The 20,168-nt window shown below is 51.4% G+C and carries 21 protein-coding genes; 5 read left to right on the top strand and 16 right to left on the bottom strand.

What is annotated here, in order from left to right:
• The first annotated feature begins 19 nt into the window (after positions 1-19).
• Complete coding sequence (locus AC0YOB_RS30450; protein ID WP_475795967.1) at positions 20-1,087, top strand: NAD(P)/FAD-dependent oxidoreductase; 1,068 nt, start codon at positions 20-22, stop codon at positions 1,085-1,087.
• 20 nt (positions 1,088-1,107) lie between these two features.
• Here AC0YOB_RS30450 and AC0YOB_RS30455 read toward each other — a convergent pair whose 3' ends face one another.
• Positions 1,108-1,380 (bottom strand): YuzB family protein, encoded by a 273-nt coding sequence (locus AC0YOB_RS30455; protein ID WP_475795968.1) that lies wholly within the window; start codon positions 1,378-1,380, stop codon positions 1,108-1,110.
• 92 nt (positions 1,381-1,472) lie between these two features.
• Here AC0YOB_RS30455 and AC0YOB_RS30460 point away from each other — a divergent pair, with 92 nt between their 5' ends.
• Positions 1,473-1,718 carry a NifU family protein gene (locus tag AC0YOB_RS30460; protein ID WP_210038394.1) on the top strand — a complete coding sequence of 82 codons (246 nt, stop codon included), beginning with the start codon at positions 1,473-1,475 and terminating at the stop codon, positions 1,716-1,718.
• 208 nt (positions 1,719-1,926) lie between these two features.
• Here AC0YOB_RS30460 and AC0YOB_RS30465 read toward each other — a convergent pair whose 3' ends face one another.
• From AC0YOB_RS30465 to AC0YOB_RS30525, 13 genes are all read right to left on the bottom strand, one after another.
• Complete coding sequence (locus tag AC0YOB_RS30465) at positions 1,927-2,712, bottom strand: SDR family oxidoreductase (protein ID WP_475795969.1); 786 nt, start codon at positions 2,710-2,712, stop codon at positions 1,927-1,929.
• A gap of 30 nt (positions 2,713-2,742) precedes the next feature.
• Complete coding sequence (locus AC0YOB_RS30470; RefSeq protein ID WP_475795970.1) at positions 2,743-3,453, bottom strand: Cthe_2314 family HEPN domain-containing protein; 711 nt, start codon at positions 3,451-3,453, stop codon at positions 2,743-2,745.
• Between the two features lie 77 nt (positions 3,454-3,530).
• A complete protein-coding gene (locus AC0YOB_RS30475; RefSeq protein ID WP_475795971.1) occupies positions 3,531-5,297 on the bottom strand; it encodes a UbiD family decarboxylase in 1,767 nt (588 codons plus the stop codon).
• A 3-nt stretch (positions 5,298-5,300) separates the two neighbouring features.
• Positions 5,301-6,230: a COX15/CtaA family protein gene (locus AC0YOB_RS30480; RefSeq protein ID WP_475795972.1), complete on the bottom strand. Its 930-nt coding sequence runs from the start codon at positions 6,228-6,230 to the stop codon at positions 5,301-5,303.
• Positions 6,231-6,634: 404 nt separating this feature from the next.
• Complete coding sequence (locus tag AC0YOB_RS30485) at positions 6,635-6,991, bottom strand: thioredoxin family protein (RefSeq protein ID WP_475795973.1); 357 nt, start codon at positions 6,989-6,991, stop codon at positions 6,635-6,637.
• Between the two features lie 36 nt (positions 6,992-7,027).
• Positions 7,028-8,662, bottom strand: a complete 1,635-nt coding sequence (locus AC0YOB_RS30490) for a copper amine oxidase N-terminal domain-containing protein (RefSeq protein WP_475795974.1) — start codon at positions 8,660-8,662, stop codon at positions 7,028-7,030.
• Between the two features lie 76 nt (positions 8,663-8,738).
• Positions 8,739-10,406: a putative polysaccharide biosynthesis protein gene (locus AC0YOB_RS30495; RefSeq protein WP_475795975.1), complete on the bottom strand. Its 1,668-nt coding sequence runs from the start codon at positions 10,404-10,406 to the stop codon at positions 8,739-8,741.
• A 33-nt stretch (positions 10,407-10,439) separates the two neighbouring features.
• Positions 10,440-11,162, bottom strand: coding sequence for a ThuA domain-containing protein (locus tag AC0YOB_RS30500; protein ID WP_475768666.1), 723 nt, complete (start codon positions 11,160-11,162; stop codon positions 10,440-10,442).
• 21 nt (positions 11,163-11,183) lie between these two features.
• Complete coding sequence (locus AC0YOB_RS30505) at positions 11,184-11,660, bottom strand: DUF456 domain-containing protein (RefSeq protein WP_475785871.1); 477 nt, start codon at positions 11,658-11,660, stop codon at positions 11,184-11,186.
• Positions 11,661-11,666: 6 nt separating this feature from the next.
• On the bottom strand, positions 11,667-12,419 hold the full coding sequence (locus AC0YOB_RS30510) for a Cof-type HAD-IIB family hydrolase (protein WP_475795976.1): 753 nt from the start codon (positions 12,417-12,419) through the stop codon (positions 11,667-11,669).
• A gap of 139 nt (positions 12,420-12,558) precedes the next feature.
• Positions 12,559-14,580 (bottom strand): peptidoglycan D,D-transpeptidase FtsI family protein, encoded by a 2,022-nt coding sequence (locus AC0YOB_RS30515; RefSeq protein WP_475795977.1) that lies wholly within the window; start codon positions 14,578-14,580, stop codon positions 12,559-12,561.
• 27 nt (positions 14,581-14,607) lie between these two features.
• On the bottom strand, positions 14,608-15,768 hold the full coding sequence (locus AC0YOB_RS30520) for a transglutaminase domain-containing protein (RefSeq protein ID WP_475795978.1): 1,161 nt from the start codon (positions 15,766-15,768) through the stop codon (positions 14,608-14,610).
• A gap of 142 nt (positions 15,769-15,910) precedes the next feature.
• Positions 15,911-16,354, bottom strand: a complete 444-nt coding sequence (locus tag AC0YOB_RS30525) for a hypothetical protein (RefSeq protein ID WP_475785867.1) — start codon at positions 16,352-16,354, stop codon at positions 15,911-15,913.
• Between the two features lie 259 nt (positions 16,355-16,613).
• On the opposite strand from AC0YOB_RS30525, the gene AC0YOB_RS30530 reads away from it, so the two are divergent.
• From AC0YOB_RS30530 to AC0YOB_RS30540, 3 genes are all read left to right on the top strand, one after another.
• Positions 16,614-17,792 (top strand): MFS transporter, encoded by a 1,179-nt coding sequence (locus AC0YOB_RS30530; protein WP_475795979.1) that lies wholly within the window; start codon positions 16,614-16,616, stop codon positions 17,790-17,792.
• A gap of 119 nt (positions 17,793-17,911) precedes the next feature.
• Positions 17,912-18,022: a YjcZ family sporulation protein gene (locus AC0YOB_RS30535; RefSeq protein ID WP_379113948.1), complete on the top strand. Its 111-nt coding sequence runs from the start codon at positions 17,912-17,914 to the stop codon at positions 18,020-18,022.
• Between the two features lie 221 nt (positions 18,023-18,243).
• Positions 18,244-18,612 (top strand): DNA primase, encoded by a 369-nt coding sequence (locus tag AC0YOB_RS30540; RefSeq protein WP_475795980.1) that lies wholly within the window; start codon positions 18,244-18,246, stop codon positions 18,610-18,612.
• A 9-nt stretch (positions 18,613-18,621) separates the two neighbouring features.
• Here AC0YOB_RS30540 and AC0YOB_RS30545 read toward each other — a convergent pair whose 3' ends face one another.
• Together AC0YOB_RS30545 and AC0YOB_RS30550 are read right to left on the bottom strand one after the other, a co-directional pair.
• Positions 18,622-19,548 carry an AEC family transporter gene (locus tag AC0YOB_RS30545; protein ID WP_475795981.1) on the bottom strand — a complete coding sequence of 309 codons (927 nt, stop codon included), beginning with the start codon at positions 19,546-19,548 and terminating at the stop codon, positions 18,622-18,624.
• Positions 19,549-19,553: 5 nt separating this feature from the next.
• Positions 19,554-20,168 (bottom strand): SCO family protein, encoded by a 615-nt coding sequence (locus AC0YOB_RS30550; protein ID WP_475795982.1) that lies wholly within the window; start codon positions 20,166-20,168, stop codon positions 19,554-19,556.

Here is a 20,168-nt window from a genome sequence, read left to right on the forward strand (position 1 = left end):
AAGAAGGTTGGGGTTGCCAATGAAACGTTTTGTTATCCTCGGCGGCGGCTACGGAGGCTTAACCGTTGCCCATGAATTGTTAGAGGGCGAGCTGCCCGACGACACCATTATTGTTATGATCGACCGCATGCCCTACCAGGGACTCAAGACGGAATATTATTCACTCGTCGCCGGAACGGTTGCGGACATTGATCTACGGGTCGATTTTCCCTCCGATCCGAGATTGCTGGTCATGTACGGCGAAGTGATGTCGGTTGATCTGGAGGCTAAACAGGTCGGTATTGCCGGACAGGATCCGCTTGATTACGAGTGGCTGGTCATTGCTCTTGGCTGTACCGACAAATACCACAGCATCGAAGGGGCCGAGCTGTATTCCAACAGCATCCAAACCTTCGGAGCGGCGCGCAAGACGTACCAGGCTGTCAATGATGTCAAGCCTTACGGTCAGGTGACGATCGTCGGCGGCGGGCTCAGCGGCGTTGAAATCGCCTCAGAGCTGAGAGAAGGCCGGCCCGATATCAACATCCGTATTGTAGACCGGGGACCGAGTATTTTATCAGCCTTTCCCAATAAGCTGCAGCAGTATGTTTCTTCCTGGTTTATTGAGCATGAGGTGGAGATGCGCGGAAATGTGTCCATCCACAAGGTGGAGCAGGGGGTCTTGTACGATCAGAACAATACAAGCCCCCTGCTGACGGATGTCATCGTGTGGACTGCCGGAATTCAGCCCGTATCGCTGGTCCAGAAGATTAATCTTCCCAAGGATCCCACAGGACGGCTGATTGTGAATGAGTACCATCAGCTGCCAAGCCATACGGATGTATTCATTGTTGGCGACTGCTCTTCCATACCTTTCGCACCCAGTGCCCAAGCAGCGGAAGCGCAGGGCAAACAGGTTGCGGAGGTCATGCAGGCGCAGTGGAACGGCAAGACACCGAAGCTGTCCAAAATCAAGCTCAAGGGCGTTCTCGGTTCGCTTGGCAAAAAATCAGGCTTTGGCCTGATGGGCCGTACACCGATTATGGGCCGTGTGCCGCGTGTGCTCAAAAGCGGCGTGCTATGGATGTCCAAGCATCATTTGGGTTAGCACGCCAAGACTTTTTTTATTTATAAATCGTCAATCAGCCGGTCGAGCGCTTCCCGCTCAGCATCCTGCTCACCGACAGCTTTCATGATTTCATCAAACAATTCATCTGCTGATGGAGCCGCGACGATTTCACCATTAACCATACCGAACGGAAACAGATAACATTCGCCGCAGTTGCCGAGGCAGCCGTATTCAATAATTTCCAGCTCCTGATTCTCTTCAAGCTGTTTCATAACACGATCGGTGCCATGATGCATATTGCTCGCGCAAAATTCAATAATTGGTTTTAACATGATGTTTTCACCTTACCTTGATGATATCGGATGATATCCATTTTCAATTGTTCTACTTTGTATTATAATAGGGGAGAAAGGAGTGGATTGCAATGAGTGATACACAAAGCACCACAATGTATGATGAAGTGTTGGACGTTCTTGATAAGCTTCGCCCTTTCCTCCAGCGCGATGGCGGCGACGTCGAACTCGTTGATGTAGAGGACGGAATCGTTAAGCTTCGCCTGATGGGAGCTTGCGGCAGCTGCCCAAGTTCGACAATCACGCTCAAAGCGGGTATCGAACGTGCCCTGCTTGAAGAAGTTGAAGGCGTACAAGAGGTTATGCAGGTATTCTAAGTTATAACCCAAGCCAAAGTCTTAAAGAAGAACGTCCGCGTTTCTTCTGCAATAAAGAGTCTTGCCGCTATCATCGCCTTATGGGCAGATGAGGGTCCGGCAAGACTCTTTTTCTGATTAAATGAAGGTTATATCCGAAAGCATAAAGAATCGAAAAATATGGCTGCTGCCGCCAGTTCAACCCGCTTGCCTGGACCTCATCTTTAAATTATGTACTGGGAATACTGTTTTTAATGGGATCGAAGCCACCGGTGACATCAATGATATTTCCAGTCAAATAATCCGAAGCCGGCAAACAAAGAAATCCAATGACACGGGCAATATCTTCCCCGCTTCCCGGCCGGCCGCGCGGCGACTCTTCATCGCGCTCATGAAGCACCTCCGCGATGGTACGTTCCTTGTTAAGCCCTTTAATATCGCCGGGACAAATCATATGGACCGTAATTCCATCCCCTGCTTCCTCAACGGCAAGCGTCTTGGTGAAGGAAACAAGACCTGTCTTGGCAGACGCATACACGGATCTGTGCGGCCAGGCCCTGCCTTCTCCGGCATGCCCAAAGCCAAAGTGGATAATACGTCCCCACTGCCTTCTTCGCATCCCCGGAAGCAATTTATGGTCCAGGAGCATAACGCCGAGCAGATTGCCGTTGACCAGATTGATAATATCCTCAACCCCATAATCGGCAAAGCGTTTGCGTTCCCTGATAAAGGGTCCGGCGTTATTGATCAAAATATCCACACAGCCGCTGGATGACCAGCTTTGCGCCTGCTCTGCCAACCGTTCTACATCGCAGCGCAGCGAAATATCGGCCTGAAAAGCTGCAGCGCGCACGCCGAGCAGTTCGATCTCGGCAGCAAGCTGCAAAGCCTCATCCCTGCTGTTGACGTAGTTCAGCACAAGATCGCAGCCCATGCGGGCCAAAGTTAGTGCGGTCATTTTGCCCAAGCCTTTGGCGCTGCCTGTTATTAAAGCTGTTTTTCCGATAAGATCCATGGGTAACCCTCCCATGTGCAGTATAGCATATTAAATTCGTTTCCTCATATGTTTGCAAGCATGATCAAAAGCAAGCAGCAGGGTATCGTATATTAATTCCATTCCTTGAGTCAAATCATCACAGCGCTCCTGCAAATTTTCCAATCGGTGATGTTCGCCGTATGACAGATAGCTCTGCTGCAAATCATCCTGCATTTCTGAATTCATGTAATGAATCTCAGTGTTGCGCCGTTTCCGCAGTCTTCCAAGCGGTTCTTTGTATTGTTCTTTAAGGGCGTCAAGTCTGGATATAAGCAAAGGATGAAGATTACGCTGGCGCATGCCGCGCAAGACCGTAAAATAAGAAAAATGTACTTTAATCCGCTCCGTTTGCAGATTAAGAAATTCATTCATCAGGGTCCCCAGCTTGTCGAGCAGTGCAAACAAACGGATAAAGGCATTTTTGTCAAAATAAACATGCCGGTGATAATCGAGCAATTCATCCGGAGACATACTCTCCATGGAAGTGGATTTCACCTTATTTGCGAATTTTCTCGCTGCATATTGGCTCTGCTCCAATTCATCAAGCGATACAATTAGGCCAAGGGTCCATATTTCATATTTCCGCAGCTTTTGCTCGCTGTCTTTGCCTTTGGAAATGGAATCGTGAAGCATTGAAGCAAAGCGCTTCATTAGCAGCATCGATTCGTGAAGCTTTCCCTCCGCTTTCCGTGGAGGGTCATCAAACAGCATCCGCAGCATGATTTGAATCCTCCTAGAGTAGTTCAATTGCCGGAGTCAGTAGGTTTCCCCGAAAATGCTCTGCTCAAGCAGCCAACTTATGAGCGGAAATACTCTTTCCACCTGCGGTCCACGAGCTCCACAATATCCTCACGCGCCACAAGCTCATCCGGATATCCCGGCTTCATACGCGCATCAATAACAAGCGGCAGCTCATATCCGATATGATGCCGCCGAACAACTGTCCCAGCGTAGATGTCGTCTGCCGGATTGAAGCGCGTGAATACCGTCCAGAGGAACGGTGTTTGGGCAGTGGCGATAGCGGCATCGTCAGCCAAAATGACCAGGGGCCACCTCGTTCCGCGCTCCCGAAGCCGCTCCAGCAGCCGCTCGGCGAGCTTCGGCTCTTCCACGAACGACGCGCCTGATACGACCAGGCAGCCACGGCAGTATACCTCGATGCCATCAATCTCATCCAGAGGACCTTCATCATAATCCCCGGGCAGCTCCCTTACAGGATCGCCAACGCCCAGCATGACGGCTTTACTGCCGTGGTTGAGCTGGCCGCCCGTATAATCCAGCGTATCATGCGAGGTTTTATCAAAGATGTACAAATCCGTCTCCGGCCTGAACCGTTCCAGCACAGTCTCGAGAAGAAGGTCGAATTGAGCCAGATCAAGCGGCCGATCCGTTACCATCAGAAATTTGGTCAAAGTAAGCTGTCCTTCTCCGAGTATGCGGAACGCCGTTGTCAGAGCCTCGCGTGAATAACTCTCCCGTACCACCGCTGCAGCCAGCGCATGGAATCCTGTTTCCGCATAGGTCCACAAATCCTTCACGCCCGGCATCGCCAGCGGAAAAGCCGGTGAGAGCAGACGCTGCAGGAAATCACCCAGATAATAATCTTCCTGACGCGGCTTGCCTACAATTGTTGCCGGGTATATGGCATCCTTCCGATGCCACATGTGACTGACATCGAACACCGGGAAATCATGAGTCCAGGAATAATAGCCATAATGATCGCCAAACGGCCCCTCCGGCCGTCTGGTGTGCGGGGCAACGCTTCCACTAATGACAAATTCAGCATTCGCCGGAATACGATGACTGCCATAAGGATCCTGCACAACCGGCAGCTTGCTCCCTGTAATCAAAGAAGCCAGCAGAAGCTCAGGCAAATGCTCGGGCACCGGAGCGATAGCCGACGCAATCAATGCCGGCGGTCCGCCAAGGAAAACAGAGACAGGCAGCGCTTCTCCGCGCTTCTCCGCCTCATGATAATGAAATCCGCCGCCCTTATGAATTTGCCAGTGCATGCCTGTTGTCGAATCATCGAATATTTGCATCCGGTACATACCCAGATTATGCTGCTTGCGATGCTCGGGATGCTCCGTATACACCAGAGGAAGCGTGACGAAAGGCCCTCCGTCAAGCTGCCAGCTTGTCAGCGCCGGCAATCCCTCAAGCGGTCTTTCCCGCCTGCATGCACCCAGCACGGGAGCGGATGATGCCGGGGTCGGCTTGAGACCAACCTTCATCGCATCCCAGATCAGCGAACGTTCGCCCCAGATGGCTTTGGGCGTTGGAGGCAGCACTCGGTCCAAAGCCCCTACGGCCTGCTTCATAAAAGCCTCCGGGCGAGGGCCAAAAGCAAGATCCACCCTTCGGATCGTACCGAATAAATTGGTCACAACGGGAAAAGCGCTGCCTTTCACATTTGTGAAAAGCAGCGCTGGACCGCCCTGATCAATCACGCGGCGGTGAATTTCAGCAATTTCCAGATAGGGATCAACTGGCGCATCGATCACCGCCAAATCATTTTCCCGGCGCAGCGTCTCAATTAAGCCTCTTAAGTCAGCAAAACTCATTTTTTAGCCACGTCCTTCCCGCCATTTCCAAGCACGAATCATCAAGTCGGCCAATATGCCGAACAAGAAGGAAACAATAATATTATGAAGGATACTCGTAAACACCAATAAATCCGCGTTCGTCAGGGTAACCGTCAATACTGCGCCGCTGACGACTTGCGCGCAAATCAAAACGAAAGCCCATGTGGCCGAACGGCGGAGCTCCGGATTTCTGGAACAAGCCTGGCTCACGTATCTCCACAGCCACACAATTAAAATCAGCAGCACGAGTGCTCCCAGGCGGTGGATAAATACTATCCGGGTCGCCCCCTCCATCGCAGGGATAAATTCTCCATTACATAGCGGCCACCCCTGACAGCCTCCTGAAGAGTCCGTATGCCGGACAAAGGCGCCCAGATACACGACAACATAGCTGTAGACAAGCACAGTAAGCACGAACCGGAAAACCAAACGGGGCACCGCTGCAAGCGGCCTGTCCTCAATCGTGCCACGCCGAACTCTGCCTGTCCAAAATACCAGCAGCAGCGTACTGACAAAAGCCAGAATGGAAAATCCGAAATGCATCGCCAGTACGGCTGCGGACTGCTCCCACACAACCGCAATAGCCCCAAGAACAGCCTGCAGCAGCGTAAAGAATCCAGCCAGACTGGCATAAATAACAGCCTCTGTTCTTCGGCGGTAAAGCATCAATGTGGCGATAAAGACGGCCAGCACCAGCAAGCCCACCAGACCGCTGATCAGCCGATGTGAATATTCAATTAATGATTCCAATGTATAAGCCGGAATAAACTTGCCGTTGCATAGTGGAAAATCCGTTCCGCAGCCTCTCCCGGAATCCGTATTGGTTACCAAAGAACCTGCGATCAGTACAAGAAACATTCCAATGCACGCCGCGATAGCAATTGCACGGTAACGGTTTGGGGTCAATCTCATCACCTTGCTTCCAAAAGAATTCAATCAACTTCCCAATTATAGCGGACTCATTGGCCAAATACCATGTTGAAAATGTGACCGTTTTGGTCCGACATCATTTATGCAAAACCAATTATGTATCGTGCTTCACAGGGTTATTATTCACCTTTTGCCGGCCGTGCTTCATTTATTGAATCACACAACGAAATGAAGCTATTAACAGGCTTTACAAAGCTTAACCAGAATAATCCGAATCAGCACAGCAAGGCAAGAAAAACAAATAAGTCATGATTCGAGGACGATTTCACCCCTCTTCTTGGGTGCCCAGGCAGCAACACTGCTTCCCGTGGCGACAGGGGTGAAAGCGGACAAAGAAAAAGCCCGCAAGCCGCCGGATAATCCGGCTAGCTTGCGGGCAATGTTTGTTACGCTTGTGAGCTGTTCAAGGCTCCTGCCACCTGTAGTGCACGGTCCAGAAACTGCTCGATCTCCTCACGCGATTTGCGGAGCTTATTAACAAAACGCACGAGTTCGCGATTATTCTGAAAAGCAATAAAGCTCGGAATGCCAAGAATATTCAATTCCCCGCACAAATCGGGCAGCTCGTCGCGGTCAATCTGTATAAAGTGAATGCTGTCCGCATACTTTTGCTCGATATCCGGCATGAAAGGCTCGATATAATGGCAATCCGGGCACCAGGTCGTCTTGAACACAGCCACAGTGATCGGGGCTGTTGAAGCAACAGCCTCTCGGAACGCCCCATCGGTTTTTATGATCTCCATTGTTTAAGCACACCTTTCTTCATGCAAGCATAACCTTTATGGCTCGCGGTTAATAACCAGCATGTCATTATCTTCGTACCAGCTTTGCCAGCTCAACTCTCCGCCCAAGGCCTTCACAAGATCACGGGCTGATACATAAGTGACCCCTTGGATGACTGTTGCCGGAAAAGCCCATTTTAACGTTTTTCCATTCACGACGGCTTGATTGCTTCCTACTTTCAAAATCACTGTGGTTTGGGTCGCATCGTCGTATACAGTAATTTTACCTGTCGCAGCGTCTTTAGTCAAAGTCGCTCCCAGCTCCGACGCTGTATCGCGCAGTGGTATGATTGTCACACCGGCAGGAGTCCTGATGGCAAGATTATCACTGTAATCCGGATTGAATTCTACGGTTTGTCTGGTTATATGCGCACTATTGCGAAGCAGATCATACATGACGGACTTGTTGTCAAATTGACGGAGCAACTGATAGCCTTCCATTTCTCCCAGGTCCGTTTCACTGATCGCAGTATCGGAATCCACAGGAGCAGCAGGCGTTACCGTTCCATTGACATTCCACGTTTCACCCGACATCTTGATCCAGATTCCTTTCAGAGGAGAACCGGCAAGTTCGTCCTCAACGCCCGCAAGCTCGTCGTTAGTCTGTGTATCAGCTGCAGCAGGACTGCTAAAATGCGGGACAATTGAAGCCTCCATGGTTGATTTACGGATATCAAGCTTGGTGTCCACGAACAGATCGGTTTTGATATAGGTCTCTTCATTGAGAATCTCCGCCAGCATTTCCGGATCAGCCTGATCCATTTCATCCTTCAATTCAGTGAGCAGATCAAGGATACCTGCCGACGCTTCCTCGACAGCCGTTGTCTTCTCATCTTCCTCCGGAAGGCTTCCAAATATGCTCTCTCCGGCTTGCGATTCCAGAAGATCCGTCTGCTCCGCGAGCGTATCCAGCACGCCCGTAATCATCGTGTTCAGACCTTCCTCGTCATTCAACAAGGCGTCAACGTAGGATTTAGCCCAGCTCCACAATTCTTTGCCGTTCAATTCGGCGTGGACGCGCATGCCGCTTACGGTTTCACCATTCACCTGCTCCTGGCCTGGATCTACCGTCAGCGAGCTTGGATTGGGCAAATTATCAATGGCATAACCGCTGAAAATATCAATAATTTGTTTGCCCGTCTCTGCCAGAGCCTCTTTGTCAGCCGGAGTGCCGGATACCTGCGAATCAAGTTCAGTACCGGTAAATTCACTCAGCAGTTCACCATCCAAGTGAATGACGAACGGCTGCTTGGCACCTTCGAGATCCAGTTCAACAAGCTTCTCGTCGGCTTTAAGCGAGAAGCCTATGCTTTTGCTGTTCAGTATAAGCTTACCTTCTGCGGACATACGGCCGTTGTCCGATATTTTTATATCATCCAGTTGAAGATTAATTTGCGAAATCCATTTCAGCAGCTCCGTTTCATCTTCGTCCGCACCATCCAGGGCGCCGTCGGCAAGAAGCAGCTTGAATTCAATATTTTGCTTGCCTTCCATGGTAGAGACTTTAATAGATTGCTTGAGCATTTGATTGAAATCCACACCGCCAAGCGCTTGGCAGCCCGCTACGATGACCAATGTCAGCGCAAGCATAGCCAAACCTATTGCTTTCCCACTCCACTTCCACTTTTTCAACTCAAAAAACCCCTCTCCATGGGTAAAAAGACTAATGCCTATTCTACCATGGAGAGGGGAATAATGGAAGATTATTTCACTTGCTTCCAACACTCTTGGAGCGCGCCATTATGCGCATTAGCGGGTTTAACAGCTTGCGCAGCGGCCCAGGAAATTGACGGACATCCTCAGCTGTTACCACACGCAGCAGAACCAGCAAAACAACATAAAGACCGAGCGACACAACTCCTGCGGCTCCAGCCGAAATCAGATACATCAGCTTCGCAGGAAGGGCATCCAGCAGATGTCTGCCGCCGAAATCGACAAGCCACCCCGCTGCTGCCGACAGGACAATTGTGATGCTGTAGCCTGTCCAGCTGCTGCCCAGAACCTTGAGCGGAACATCCTTGCGGATTGCTCTCAGGTTGAGATATGCAATCACGACAAAGCATAACGTGGAGGACAGAATCAATCCATACGCCCCCATAAGAGGCGCAAGCAGCAGACTGGCCACCACCTTCAATGCCAATCCGATCAGGGTATGGCGCATAGGCAAACGCGGTTTTCCCAGGCCGAACAGGACCGAGTTGCTCGTCATCATCGTAATTTGAAAAATCGTACCCGCTGTCAGAGCCGCTACGAGCCCGCTTCCGCCCGTACCGTCAAACAGAAAGCCTGTTACTGAAATGGATGCTATCGTCAGCATCAGCGCTGCCGGTACGCCGGTAAATACAACAATGCGCATAACCAGTGAGGTTTGACGCTGCACTTCATTCATGTTACGGATGGAATAAGCCGAGGAGATGACCGGAATAATCGATGAGCTCAGGGCAATGGCAAGAATCGGCGGTATGCCGGCAATCCCTTGCGCCCTGAAGCCCAGCCATTTGCTGGCCAGCTTCCCCACATCATCCGATGCATAGAAAGCATCCGTCAGCCGGCTGAACAACAAAATATCAAAGTTATAAATAAACTGGACGGTCATAGCTGCAATTACGATCGGCACCGAAATCGAAAACAGCTCTTTATAAATGGATCGGTAAGACAGCATCGCGCCGTTTGAGGCTTTGCCGGGCGCCTTCCGTGATTGGTTCGACCGGTCGGAACTTTCTGCGGCATCCTGCTTCCTGAGCCTTCCGGCGTAAAACAGCATGACCAGAAAAGCCCCTACGCTGCCCAGTACGCTGCCGAAAGTAGCCGCTCCGGCAACCCAGCGGTCGCTCCAGCCCCAAGCCAGCAGCAGCACGACAAGTCCAATTGCCGTCAATACCCGCATAAACTGCTCCACGATTTGCGATATTCCGCCGGCCATCATAAATTGGCGGCCCTGAAAATAACCACGCATCATCGCAATAACAGGAAACAGCAGCAGTGCAGGGGCAATTGCCCGAATGGAAATATCCGCTCCGGGATGCTGTGATATCTGGGTAGCAATAAAAGGTGCGAATATATACAGCAGACTGGCGACCACCAGTCCTGTTACAGCCCCGAACCATAACGCCGCCCGGTATATGCGCTGCGCATCGGCTGGACGCCCCAGTGCATAACGCTCCGAAACCATCTTGCTGATGGCGCTGGGTATTCCGCCTGTCGCGATAATAAGAAGCATCAGGTAAATGTTATTGGCGACGTTGAAATAGTTTCCCCCGTCAACGGTGAGCATATTATCCAGCGGGATACGCTGGAATATCCCCAGAAAACGGGCTACCAGCGCAGCGGCCGCCAGAATAATGGTTCCTTTGATCAAGGAGTCTTTTTTAACCATGAGCTGCTCTCAAATCTCCCCGCAAGTAAAAATTTATTTCGCTTTAATTTCCTCGAGCGGCTTGTGGTTGCCCCGGATCGGCGCTGCTGCATGGGTAGGCGCAGCCCAGCGGACTCCATTCCGGATAACCTGAAGCACATTCTCATTGTAATAGGTCGGATATGTCTCATGCCCAGGACGGAAATAGAAAATCTTGCCTTGTCCGCGGAAAAACGTGCAGCCGCTGCGGAATACTTCTCCGCCTTCGAACCAGCTGACAAGCACGAGCTCATCCGGCGCGGGAATATCAAAATGCTCCCCGTACATCTCTTCGCGTTCAAGCACAAACTGCTCGGGAATTCCGGCAGCGATCGGATGAGCCGGATTGACAACCCAGATACGCTCTTTCTCATCGGCTTCGCGCCATTTCAGATTGCAGCCTGTTCCCATGAGCTTCTTGAAGATTTTCGAGAAATGCCCGGAATGCAGCACGATCAGTCCCATGCCGCCAAGTACGCGCGCCTGTACGCGGTCAACAATGTGATCGGCCACTTGATCATGTCCCTTATGGCCCCACCAGACCAGCACGTCCGTTCCGGCCAACACCTCTTCCGTCAGCCCATGCTCCGGCTGATCCATGGTAGCGGTGCGGACTTCGAAGCCGTCCGTTCCTATTCCCTGCGCGATCGCATTATGTATGCCATCCGGATAAACCGACCTTACCTCTTCGCTTTCCTTCTCATGCAGAAACTCATTCCAAACCGTTACTTTCAACATTCCTCTCGCCTCCCAAATGTTTTAGATCCAGATAAAGAACAAGATAATCATGGCAAGCTGCAAAATGATTTTGACAACCATGCTGGAGAACAGCCCCACGACTGCACCGAATCCGACCTTCAAGCTTTTATTGAAGGTGGATCCGACAATCAGCTCTCCGATGACGGCCCCAAGCAAAGGACCAAGAAGCAGTCCGAAAGCCGGAATAACGAAGGGCCCGGCAATAATGCCAATCGTGCTGCCGATGACGGATGCCTTCGAGCCCCCGTATTTCTTCACGCCCCAGGCGCTGACCGCATAATCCGCCAGAATCAATGCGGCCAGAATCAGTGTTTGGATCGTCCAGAACCAGAACCCGAAGGGCTCAAAGGAAAGGAAGAAGCCGTACACGAAAAAAGCTGCATAGATCGCGAGCACGCCAGGCAGGATGGGAAAAATGGCACCGGCCATCCCCACCACAAACAAAATGATTACGATTATCCAACCGGCGATGTCCACAGCTTGTCACCCCTTCAGCACATAATCCCGAATGAGATGCGCTACGGCATGCTCATTGTTAGTCACCGTAACGGCGTCAGCCGCGTCTTTGACAACATCCTGTGCATTTCCCATGGCCACACCCAGACCCGCCTCGCGGATCATGGCAATATCATTCAAGCTGTCCCCCATTGCAGCCACCTGCGACATGTCAATGCCCAGAACGCCGCACAGCTCGCGGAGCGCGCTGGCTTTGGTCACGCCTTCCGGATTAAGCTCCCAGTTGGAGGGTGAGGAATTGGTAATCTCCATGCCGCCCCATGAGGAAACCTCCTTATAAATCCGGTCCAGCATTTCCGCATCCTCGGTAAAATAGCCGAATTTGAGCCAGTGCTGACTGTCATAGCTGTCCGCCGGTTCGATCCACCGCTCTTTATTGAAAATCCCTTCTACGGCATAGGCCCAAAACCAGGTTTCCTCATGGCGCAGCGCGACTTCATGGAGCTTCCTGATTGTCGCTGCCGGCATAAGCGAGCGCTTGTGAAGCACATGCGGCCTGCGCCATATTTCACCGCCGTTGACCGTAATCATCGGCATATCGAGCTTGAGCTGCTCCGCATAAGGCAGCGCGCTCTGGAAGCCGCGGCCGGTGGCGAAGCACACCATGATGTCCGCATTCAGCGCTTTTTGGATCCATTCCGCATTCTCATTGCTTATTTCCTGCATTTCGTTAAGCAGCGTACCGTCCATATCCAGCGCAATCAGTTTGATTGTTCCCATCCTTACCTCCTAAACCATCTGCATCCCAACCATCGGGGGGCCTGCCGGCGCCCCTTGTAAAAATACCCGCAATATTCATTATAACGTGTTCAAGGCATGACTGCGCTATTCTTTCTTGTACAGTTGTTGTTGCATCTTGTTAATCTTTTGTTGTATCTGTCGTGTTGCTTTGTTTCTTGGGGACACCATCCAGACCAATCGCTTCATCATACGCGTCAAAAATCTTGCGGGCGATCGGCGCCGCTCCTGCGGACCCGAATCCGCCTTCCGGCACGACGACCGCAACAGCCAGAACAGGATCCTCGGCCGGGGCGTAGGCGATAAATACCGCGTTATCGACTACTTTCCCCCCGCTGACCTGCTGCTCGGACGTACCGGTTTTTCTCATGACCTTGTAGGGAGTATCCTTGAAGACGGGAACATCGACATTTGCCATGCCCCGTTCCACTTCGTCCCAATACGCTTTAGGAATGTCAATCGTGTTCAACACTTCCGGTTTAAACCCCTGCACCTGCTTGCCTTCGCTGTCAGTGATCTTGTTTACAAACTGCGGCTTCATCCGTTTGCCGTGGCTGGCAAGGGTTGCCGTATACTGTGCCAGCTGCAGCGTTGTGTAACGTCCCATCTGGCCAAAGGAAGCAAAAATCAAAGCCGATTGGGCACTTGCCGCCTCAAGCTCGTGATAATACCCGATAACGCCGGTGTTCTCATTCAGCAATCCGCTTCCTGTAGACACGCCAAGCCCGAACTGCTTCACGTAGCTGTCCCATATATCGACGCCCTTCTTGCCGTCCTTTTCATATAAGGCATTCCCGACCATCTTGGCCATGAAAGGGTTGGAAGATCTGGTAATGGCAAGCGCAGGATCCAGCGTTCCGTAGGCGTGACCATGGGCATTACCAATTTTCCGCCGGTACTTGCCCTCCTGGCCGTAATAGAATGCCCCCGTATCCTGATAAGTAGATGAGGTCGTAAACAGCTTCTCATTAAGTCCGATCAGGATGGATAACGGTTTCTGGGTGGAACCCAGGAAGACGACCGAGGACGGATGCTTGTTCTGCTCCTTCTTATCCTTGTAAGGCCCGATGACCGGACTGATCGTTCCATTCTGAAGCACTGCGCTGATCTTGTCGTAATCGTCGGTTCCTATCCGTCCGCCCTCCCATATGTTGGGATCGTAATCCGGCATGCTGGCCATGGAGATGACCTTGCCCGTCTTTACCTCCATCGCCACCGCATAGCCGGTCTTGGCGTTAGCTGCATGTTCAGAGGAAGAAGTCGTTTGAAGATAATGCAGCTGATCCATAATCGCCTGCTCGGTCTTCTCCTGCACGTCCCGGTTGATCGTCAAATAGAGATCGTCGCCTTTCTCAGGCTTGGTAATGGTAGGCGGACCGATAATTCGTCTGGCTGCATTGATGGGATACAGCTTCAGGCCGTTCTTGCCGCGCAGCTCATCCTGGTACATATATTCCAACCCGTCAAAACCAACATCCTCCTGCGGCAGATATTCCAGCAGCGGATCGGTGATGTCTCCTTTGTCTTTGTACAAATTATTTTCCGCTCCGCCGCTGAACTTCTTCAAATAGCCCACAAGCTGAACGGCAAAGGTTGAAGTATCGTAATGACGGATGCTTTCCTCGAGAATATCGATTCCGGGATACTTGTCTTTATTCTCCAGAAACATAGCGATTTCTTCATTGGTTAAACCGGCCTTAATCCGTCTTGGCACTGCATAGGTGTTCTTCTTGTGGTCCAGATCCATGTTTTCCTCGATTTGAGCAAGTGTCATGGCCACCTTGGGATCCCCATGTTCATTGAACACCTTCAGCATTTCTTTGGCCGAGGCAATCGCCTTCTCCTTGACCTTCTTCTCATCGCCCGACTCAATGGTGTAGTAGAGCGACTGGGTGGAGGTCGAATAGGCGATAGGCGCTCCGCCGGAATCATAGATATTGCCCCGGATAGGCGGGATTTTGACCTCAGTCGTCTCTCCGCTGGTCTCTACTTCTTTCAGCGAAGGTCCTTCCACGAACTGCAGAATAGCCAACCGCACAATAAGTACACTGAACAGGAAAAAAGTAGCAAAAAAGAATAAGTTCAACCGGAAGGCAAAATGCCGCCGGTTCGAAATCGCCCGCTTCTTCGGATCTTCTTGCATGGCCGTTATGCCTCCTCTCAAGGTTGTTTAAACATCGCGAATATGGGTGCTTGCGAAATCGTCCGGATTAAACCAATCGCCTGACGAGGCCCATGTTGCGTCAAGCGGAATCCATGCTCCGCCCTGATCCGCGAGTCTGACCTCATTCCAGGCATGCGGTCCATAGCCAGCGCCGGTAGCGCCCTGACCGGTGACAACATGCACCTCGAGACCTACTGAGCGGGCCATGACCGCGTACAGGCGAGCTACATCGATGCATACCCCGAGACGGCTGTTAAAGGTCTCAACGGGCGTCTGCTCCTTCCATACGCCGTTCTGCTCGTAGTTGTCCGCTTTGTCCCAGTCATAAGCTATCCGCGAGCCAACCCAATCGTATAAGGCCCGTGCCTTGTCCCGGTCCGTCCTGGCCTCTGCCGTGACGGCTGCCGCCGCCTGTTCGATATTGGCCGGTACATTGGAGTCGATTACCTCGTACTTGCGCTGCAGAATACGGCGAAACTCCACCCCTACCGCTTCTGTGAAGACCGGTCCCCTGCGGAGCACATCGCCGGCTACGGGATCAAGCAGCTCGTCTGCGGTCTTGTTATAGAATGCCGACGCGCGGATGGATTCGGTCAGCGGCCCCCCGGGAATCGCGGTTACATATACGAAAAGCGCTGCGATAATAATAAATGCCCGGCCTGCTCCAAGCAGCGTTCCAATCGCCGCTCCCGTGGTACGGCTTGCCGTCTTCGAGAGCAGCTTCTCCCCTCTGTCGTCCGGGTGCTCCCGGGAGTCCGAGAGCTTATGGAAAACAAGGCCGTATACAGGCTCCAGCCATCCCAGCATCGTGCGGAACACCAGATAGCACACCAGGAAAAGCACTCCGAAGCGCAGAAGTTCAAAATCCCGGAGGCTGGTCACCATGGTGTACCACAGCTGCTTCCAGGAGCTGAGCTCCCCCTGCGGCACCTGAATCCCGCTTTGGACCAACCATTCCTTTACCACGGGAGAGAGCCAGTTGGCGGCCCTCCCGGCGAGCAGTAAAGACAAAACGACAGCCGCCGCCTGCCATATAAAAAAGAAAAGGCGCCTCGCAGAACCGGACGCACCTCTCCTCATGCCTTGAATTAGCGAGCCGAGCAAAACGAGCAGAACCATGATAGCCACCGGTTCCGGCTCCAACAAGGCGTGAACCCATGTGTTCATGAGCTTCCTCCTAAAGCGTTTTGAAACAACGCTGCTTCATAAGCATATTCAAAAACATTTTGAAATAACGCAGCTTTATGTGCAACATTCAGCGTTTTTTGCAAATAGCATAGACTCAATAATTCGGTATGCAGCACACATGCTAAGCGTTTTTCTTTGCTGTCTCAATTAATGTCTGAATGGTTTCATCGATTTTCCAGGTGCCAAGCGGAGCCCCTCTGAAGGACACCTTCACTTCGTTGTCGCCAGGCTTGCCGTCCATCCTTAAATTCTTCGTGGTGATGGTAAATGTGCCGTCGCTATTGGACGTATAGGTCGCGTCCTTGGCTTCTCCGGCCATCGCCGTAATGGCTTCCTGCTTGACATTCTCGGTCACTGTCGTGCCAATTGACTTCAGATCCTCCAGCGAATAGCCGCTGTACACGACCAGGCCCACTAAAATCACCACTACAATCAGCCATTTGACCACGGTCTTGACGATACGAACAACGATAAATAATACCACAAGCCCGATCAGAAGAATGACCCAGTTATCCTTCAAAAATTGGATCCATGTATCCGTATCGTAATTAAAATCAAACGCCATACGCCGATTCCCCCATTATATACCTTGAAAAGTCCGAACATAAAATATTATACCCTATGCGTATATAGGCGTAAACCTGAGTATTTACAATGGATTTCCCATCATCGGCACGGTTGTTCCATCTTTAGTTTAAGACGAATAATACCGAAAAAAGTTTCAAATCAAGCCCTCCTCCCTGCTTCTGACATAACGAGGCTTATCCAAGCGTACAAGTAGTAACATATGGTTACGCACGCGCGACTCGAAGGAGGGTAACAATTTGAAAACCGCAATATGGCTTTATCTGTTTTTGTTCGTCGCTTTTTTCGATCTGCATGCCCAATATCCAATCCTGACTCCATTTGCCGTATCCATTGGCGCAGCGCCTTCCTTTATCGGGCTGATGATGGGAATGTATTCGCTCACGCATCTTCCGGGCAATGTGATTGCAGGCTATGGCGTCGACCGGTACGGGAGCCGGCTGTTCATTGTATTCAGCCTTGCGGCGGCGGGAGGCATTCTGCTGCTTCAATCAAAGGTCACCGATCCCTGGCAGCTGCTCGTCCTGCGGTCTATAAGCGGTTTTGTGCTCGCGTTTCTTTCACCTGCCTGCATGTCCCTGCTTGCGAGGATCGCAACCGACCGGGTCAAGCAGGGCAAACTGATGGCCGGCAATGGGCTGGTCCATACCCTGGCTTCCGTCATCTCACCGGCAGTGGGGGCATATCTGGTCGCACAAATCGGCTTTACGACCGCCTTTTATGTACTCGGGTGGATCCTGATCGGAACTGCCACCTGCGCTCTGATATTCATACGCGAGCTGCCTTCAAGCTGGAAAAAGGCTTCTTCGCCTCCGGATTCCTCTCCTTCTGCAGTAACGGCAGGAACAGATGAACCTCTCATGACGCCGGTCCCCTGGCTGATCTACACACTCCCGGTTGCCATGGCATGCGCTCAGGGGATTCTTTCATTCGAACTGCCGCTAATGGGAACGACGAAGGAAGCGATGATGACAACGGGCCTGCTGTTCTCCGTTGTGAGTCTGGGGGCGTTAATTACGCTCAGCATGCTTTTTCTGAACCGTTTATCACCGTTTATGCGCTCTTTATGGGGAGCCTTTGCACTGGCTCTGGTTTATTTCGCCATAGCAGCCGGTGCGCCGTTGCCTTTCTTCATGCTGCTTCTGCTGCTGGGAATGGCTAAAGGGGTTATATTTCCGGCCATCTCCTCTCTTCTCATCGAGCTGAGCGGCGGTGTGAGATACGGGCGCACCTTTTCCATTTTGTCGATTGCCTTCTCCGTCGGCGCATTTCTCGGTCCTATGCTTGCCGGTCAGCTTCGGAGCTATGTATCCCCGTATTACATCGCCTTCATTGCCTTGATGATCGCTGTGTCCGTGCTGCCTTTCTATACATTGCGAATGGGGAAGAACCCTGCCCATTTTTCAAGAACTGGGTAAAGGCACAGAGCCCGTAAAGACCATAGGCATAAGATACATCGTGGCAGATGGCTTACGTCCTTTCACCCAGGCGAAGCCGATCTCCTAAGGATATGAACTGAAAGAGGGGTGACTTCTCAATGTCTGAAAACTTGGAACGCGGATACGTCGGCGGCGCATTTACCTCAACCGGCATTATTCTTGTCCTTTTCATCCTGCTTGTCATTATCATCTGCGGTTCTTGGTACTAGAACTGCCATTTGCCCTTTCAGATCACTTCCCATTAGAAGAAACGTAACTTCGCCGTCCTTTGGCGCAGCAAGTTTCTTCCTTTGGAAGTTTAAGCAAGGTATGGTGGAGAATTTCATGAATTCTTATATATTATAAAAAAAGGCTTGCCAGCCAGGCAAAGCCTTCTTTTTATTTTCCATCAAGAATCGGTTACAATGTCGGAAGAGGTGATGTTCGCCGCATGCATATCGCGATCATTGTAGAAGGAAAAAACGACCGCAGCCGGATCCGCCGGGTGCTTAACCCGGACGTCCCCATATACTGCACCTATGGCACCCCGGGAACCGGTCAATTAGAAAAGCTGCGCCGCCAGGTGGGGGACAAGCAGCCTTATATTTTCACCGATAACGACTCCTCCGGCAAACGTATACGGGGCATGCTGCGGGACGCATTTCCCGATGCCGAACATATTCACACCCGCAGAGGCTACCACGGTGTCGAGAAAACCCCAGAGGAATATTTGATCGAGCAATTCGAAAAAGCGGGATTGGAGGCGTACATTCACTACCCTGCCCCAAACCCCGCTCCCTGGCGAAAAGAAGACCAATGATTGCATGTATCAAATATGCAGCATAAAGATAACAAATGTCACGGTGATGATGCTCAGGACAGTGGAAACAAACACGACCTGCGAAGCGAACTCCGGCTCATTATCGAATTCGACGGCAAGCAGGACACTTGAAAGCGAGGTCGGAACAGCCGAGGATACAATGAGCGCCTTTGCCATAATGCCATCTATTCCGAGCATCCATACCACCAGTAAAGCGAGCAAAGGCCCGATAAGCAGCCTTACGCCGCAGGAAAGCAGAACATCCTTAAGCATCAGATCCTTGTAGGACCATCGCATGCTGCCAATCTGAACGCCAAGCGTAATAAGCGCCGTTCCTGTAAACGCGTTAGCCAAATAATCAAGCGGCGTTTGCAGAAATCCGGCCAATGGAATATCGAAGCCGCGCATAAGAAAGGCAAGCGGAATCGCATAAATAACCGGCTGCCTGATTATCGTTTTCACAATCTTGCGGCCGCTGCTCCTATGGGCATTAACGCTGTATATCCCCCATGTATTGGGCAGCAGGGACTGCATCATCATAATGAGCACCTGCACCGAGAGCGTAAACGGATTGGCGGCAAAAGCGAGCTGATTCAGCGGAATACCATAATTCGCGCTGTTATAGAACAGAACGCTGTTGCGCATCGCCCCCCGCATGCCGCCCTTAAGTCCTCGAAGACGCACTACGGCCTCCACGACAGCAAACATCAGCGCCATAAAAATGACAAAAAAAAGCAGAACCGTACCGATTACCCCAAGCGAAATTTCCGTAGTATATAATAATTTGAAGATAATGGCGGGCGAGAACAGATAGAAGTTAAGTCTGGAGAGCGTCTTGATATCCAAAGAAAAAGCCCGCTGCAGCGTGACGCCAATGGCAATCATGACCGACAGCGGGAGCACATTGTTTCCTAATACGGACCAGAAAATTGTCATGGCGCCTAGCCTTTCACAAGCGCGTTGACAATTTTAACAACATCGTCTGCCTGCGTGTCCGTGATGGATCCCGTAATGGCTTTGCGCACGTTGCCTGTACGGTCCACGAAGGTAATGGCATCCGCATGCGTGAAATAACCGTTCTCATCTTTCACCAGACCAAGACCAAAATCCTTCATCAGCTGCTTGGTATCTTCCTCGCTGTCCTCGCGCAGGAATTTCCAGCCGGCTGCATCCACGTCGAATTTACCTGCAAACTTCCTGATGGTCTCCGTTGTATCCCGCACCGGGTCGAACGTAATCGACAGAAACTCGACATCGCTGCCGAATGTCCCTTTCTTCTTCAGCTCGTTCTGGGCCTCGCTCATGAGATAGGTCGTCGGCGGACAAACATCCGGACAATTGGAGTAAAAGAAATAAATAACCCGTACCTTGCCGTTGGTGTTCTCAAGCGACACTTTATTGCCATCCAGATCCGTGAGCTCAAAGCTCGGCGCTTTATAGTTCTGATCCAGATTAGGTCCGGCTTCTTTATTGGAAGAGACATATAAATAAATGCCCATCGCCGCGCAAAGCGCCAGCACCGCAATCTTGAAGGCATGTTTTCGTACAAAATCCAT

This window comes from Paenibacillus sp. JT31N17, from assembly GCF_056269255.1.

Bases quoted from the DNA above. Each gene is read 5' to 3' on its own strand.
- AC0YOB_RS30450 (WP_475795967.1), top strand. From the start codon at position 20: ATGAAACGTTTTGTTATCCTCGGCGGCGGCTACGGAGGCTTAACCGTT.
- AC0YOB_RS30515 (WP_475795977.1), bottom strand. From the start codon at position 14,580: ATGCAAGAAGATCCGAAGAAGCGGGCGATTTCGAACCGGCGGCATTTT.
- AC0YOB_RS30525 (WP_475785867.1), bottom strand. From the start codon at position 16,354: ATGGCGTTTGATTTTAATTACGATACGGATACATGGATCCAATTTTTG.
- AC0YOB_RS30510 (WP_475795976.1), bottom strand. From the start codon at position 12,419: ATGGGAACAATCAAACTGATTGCGCTGGATATGGACGGTACGCTGCTT.
- AC0YOB_RS30475 (WP_475795971.1), bottom strand. From the start codon at position 5,297: ATGAGTTTTGCTGACTTAAGAGGCTTAATTGAGACGCTGCGCCGGGAA.
- AC0YOB_RS30455 (WP_475795968.1), bottom strand. From the start codon at position 1,380: ATGTTAAAACCAATTATTGAATTTTGCGCGAGCAATATGCATCATGGC.
- AC0YOB_RS30540 (WP_475795980.1), top strand. From the start codon at position 18,244: ATGCATATCGCGATCATTGTAGAAGGAAAAAACGACCGCAGCCGGATC.
- AC0YOB_RS30520 (WP_475795978.1), bottom strand. From the start codon at position 15,768: ATGAACACATGGGTTCACGCCTTGTTGGAGCCGGAACCGGTGGCTATC.
- AC0YOB_RS30460 (WP_210038394.1), top strand. From the start codon at position 1,473: ATGAGTGATACACAAAGCACCACAATGTATGATGAAGTGTTGGACGTT.
- AC0YOB_RS30500 (WP_475768666.1), bottom strand. From the start codon at position 11,162: ATGTTGAAAGTAACGGTTTGGAATGAGTTTCTGCATGAGAAGGAAAGC.
- AC0YOB_RS30545 (WP_475795981.1), bottom strand. From the start codon at position 19,548: ATGACAATTTTCTGGTCCGTATTAGGAAACAATGTGCTCCCGCTGTCG.
- AC0YOB_RS30495 (WP_475795975.1), bottom strand. From the start codon at position 10,406: ATGGTTAAAAAAGACTCCTTGATCAAAGGAACCATTATTCTGGCGGCC.
- AC0YOB_RS30485 (WP_475795973.1), bottom strand. From the start codon at position 6,991: ATGGAGATCATAAAAACCGATGGGGCGTTCCGAGAGGCTGTTGCTTCA.
- AC0YOB_RS30550 (WP_475795982.1), bottom strand. From the start codon at position 20,168: ATGGATTTTGTACGAAAACATGCCTTCAAGATTGCGGTGCTGGCGCTT.
- AC0YOB_RS30480 (WP_475795972.1), bottom strand. From the start codon at position 6,230: ATGAGATTGACCCCAAACCGTTACCGTGCAATTGCTATCGCGGCGTGC.
- AC0YOB_RS30470 (WP_475795970.1), bottom strand. From the start codon at position 3,453: ATGCTGCGGATGCTGTTTGATGACCCTCCACGGAAAGCGGAGGGAAAG.
- AC0YOB_RS30535 (WP_379113948.1), top strand. From the start codon at position 17,912: ATGTCTGAAAACTTGGAACGCGGATACGTCGGCGGCGCATTTACCTCA.
- AC0YOB_RS30465 (WP_475795969.1), bottom strand. From the start codon at position 2,712: ATGGATCTTATCGGAAAAACAGCTTTAATAACAGGCAGCGCCAAAGGC.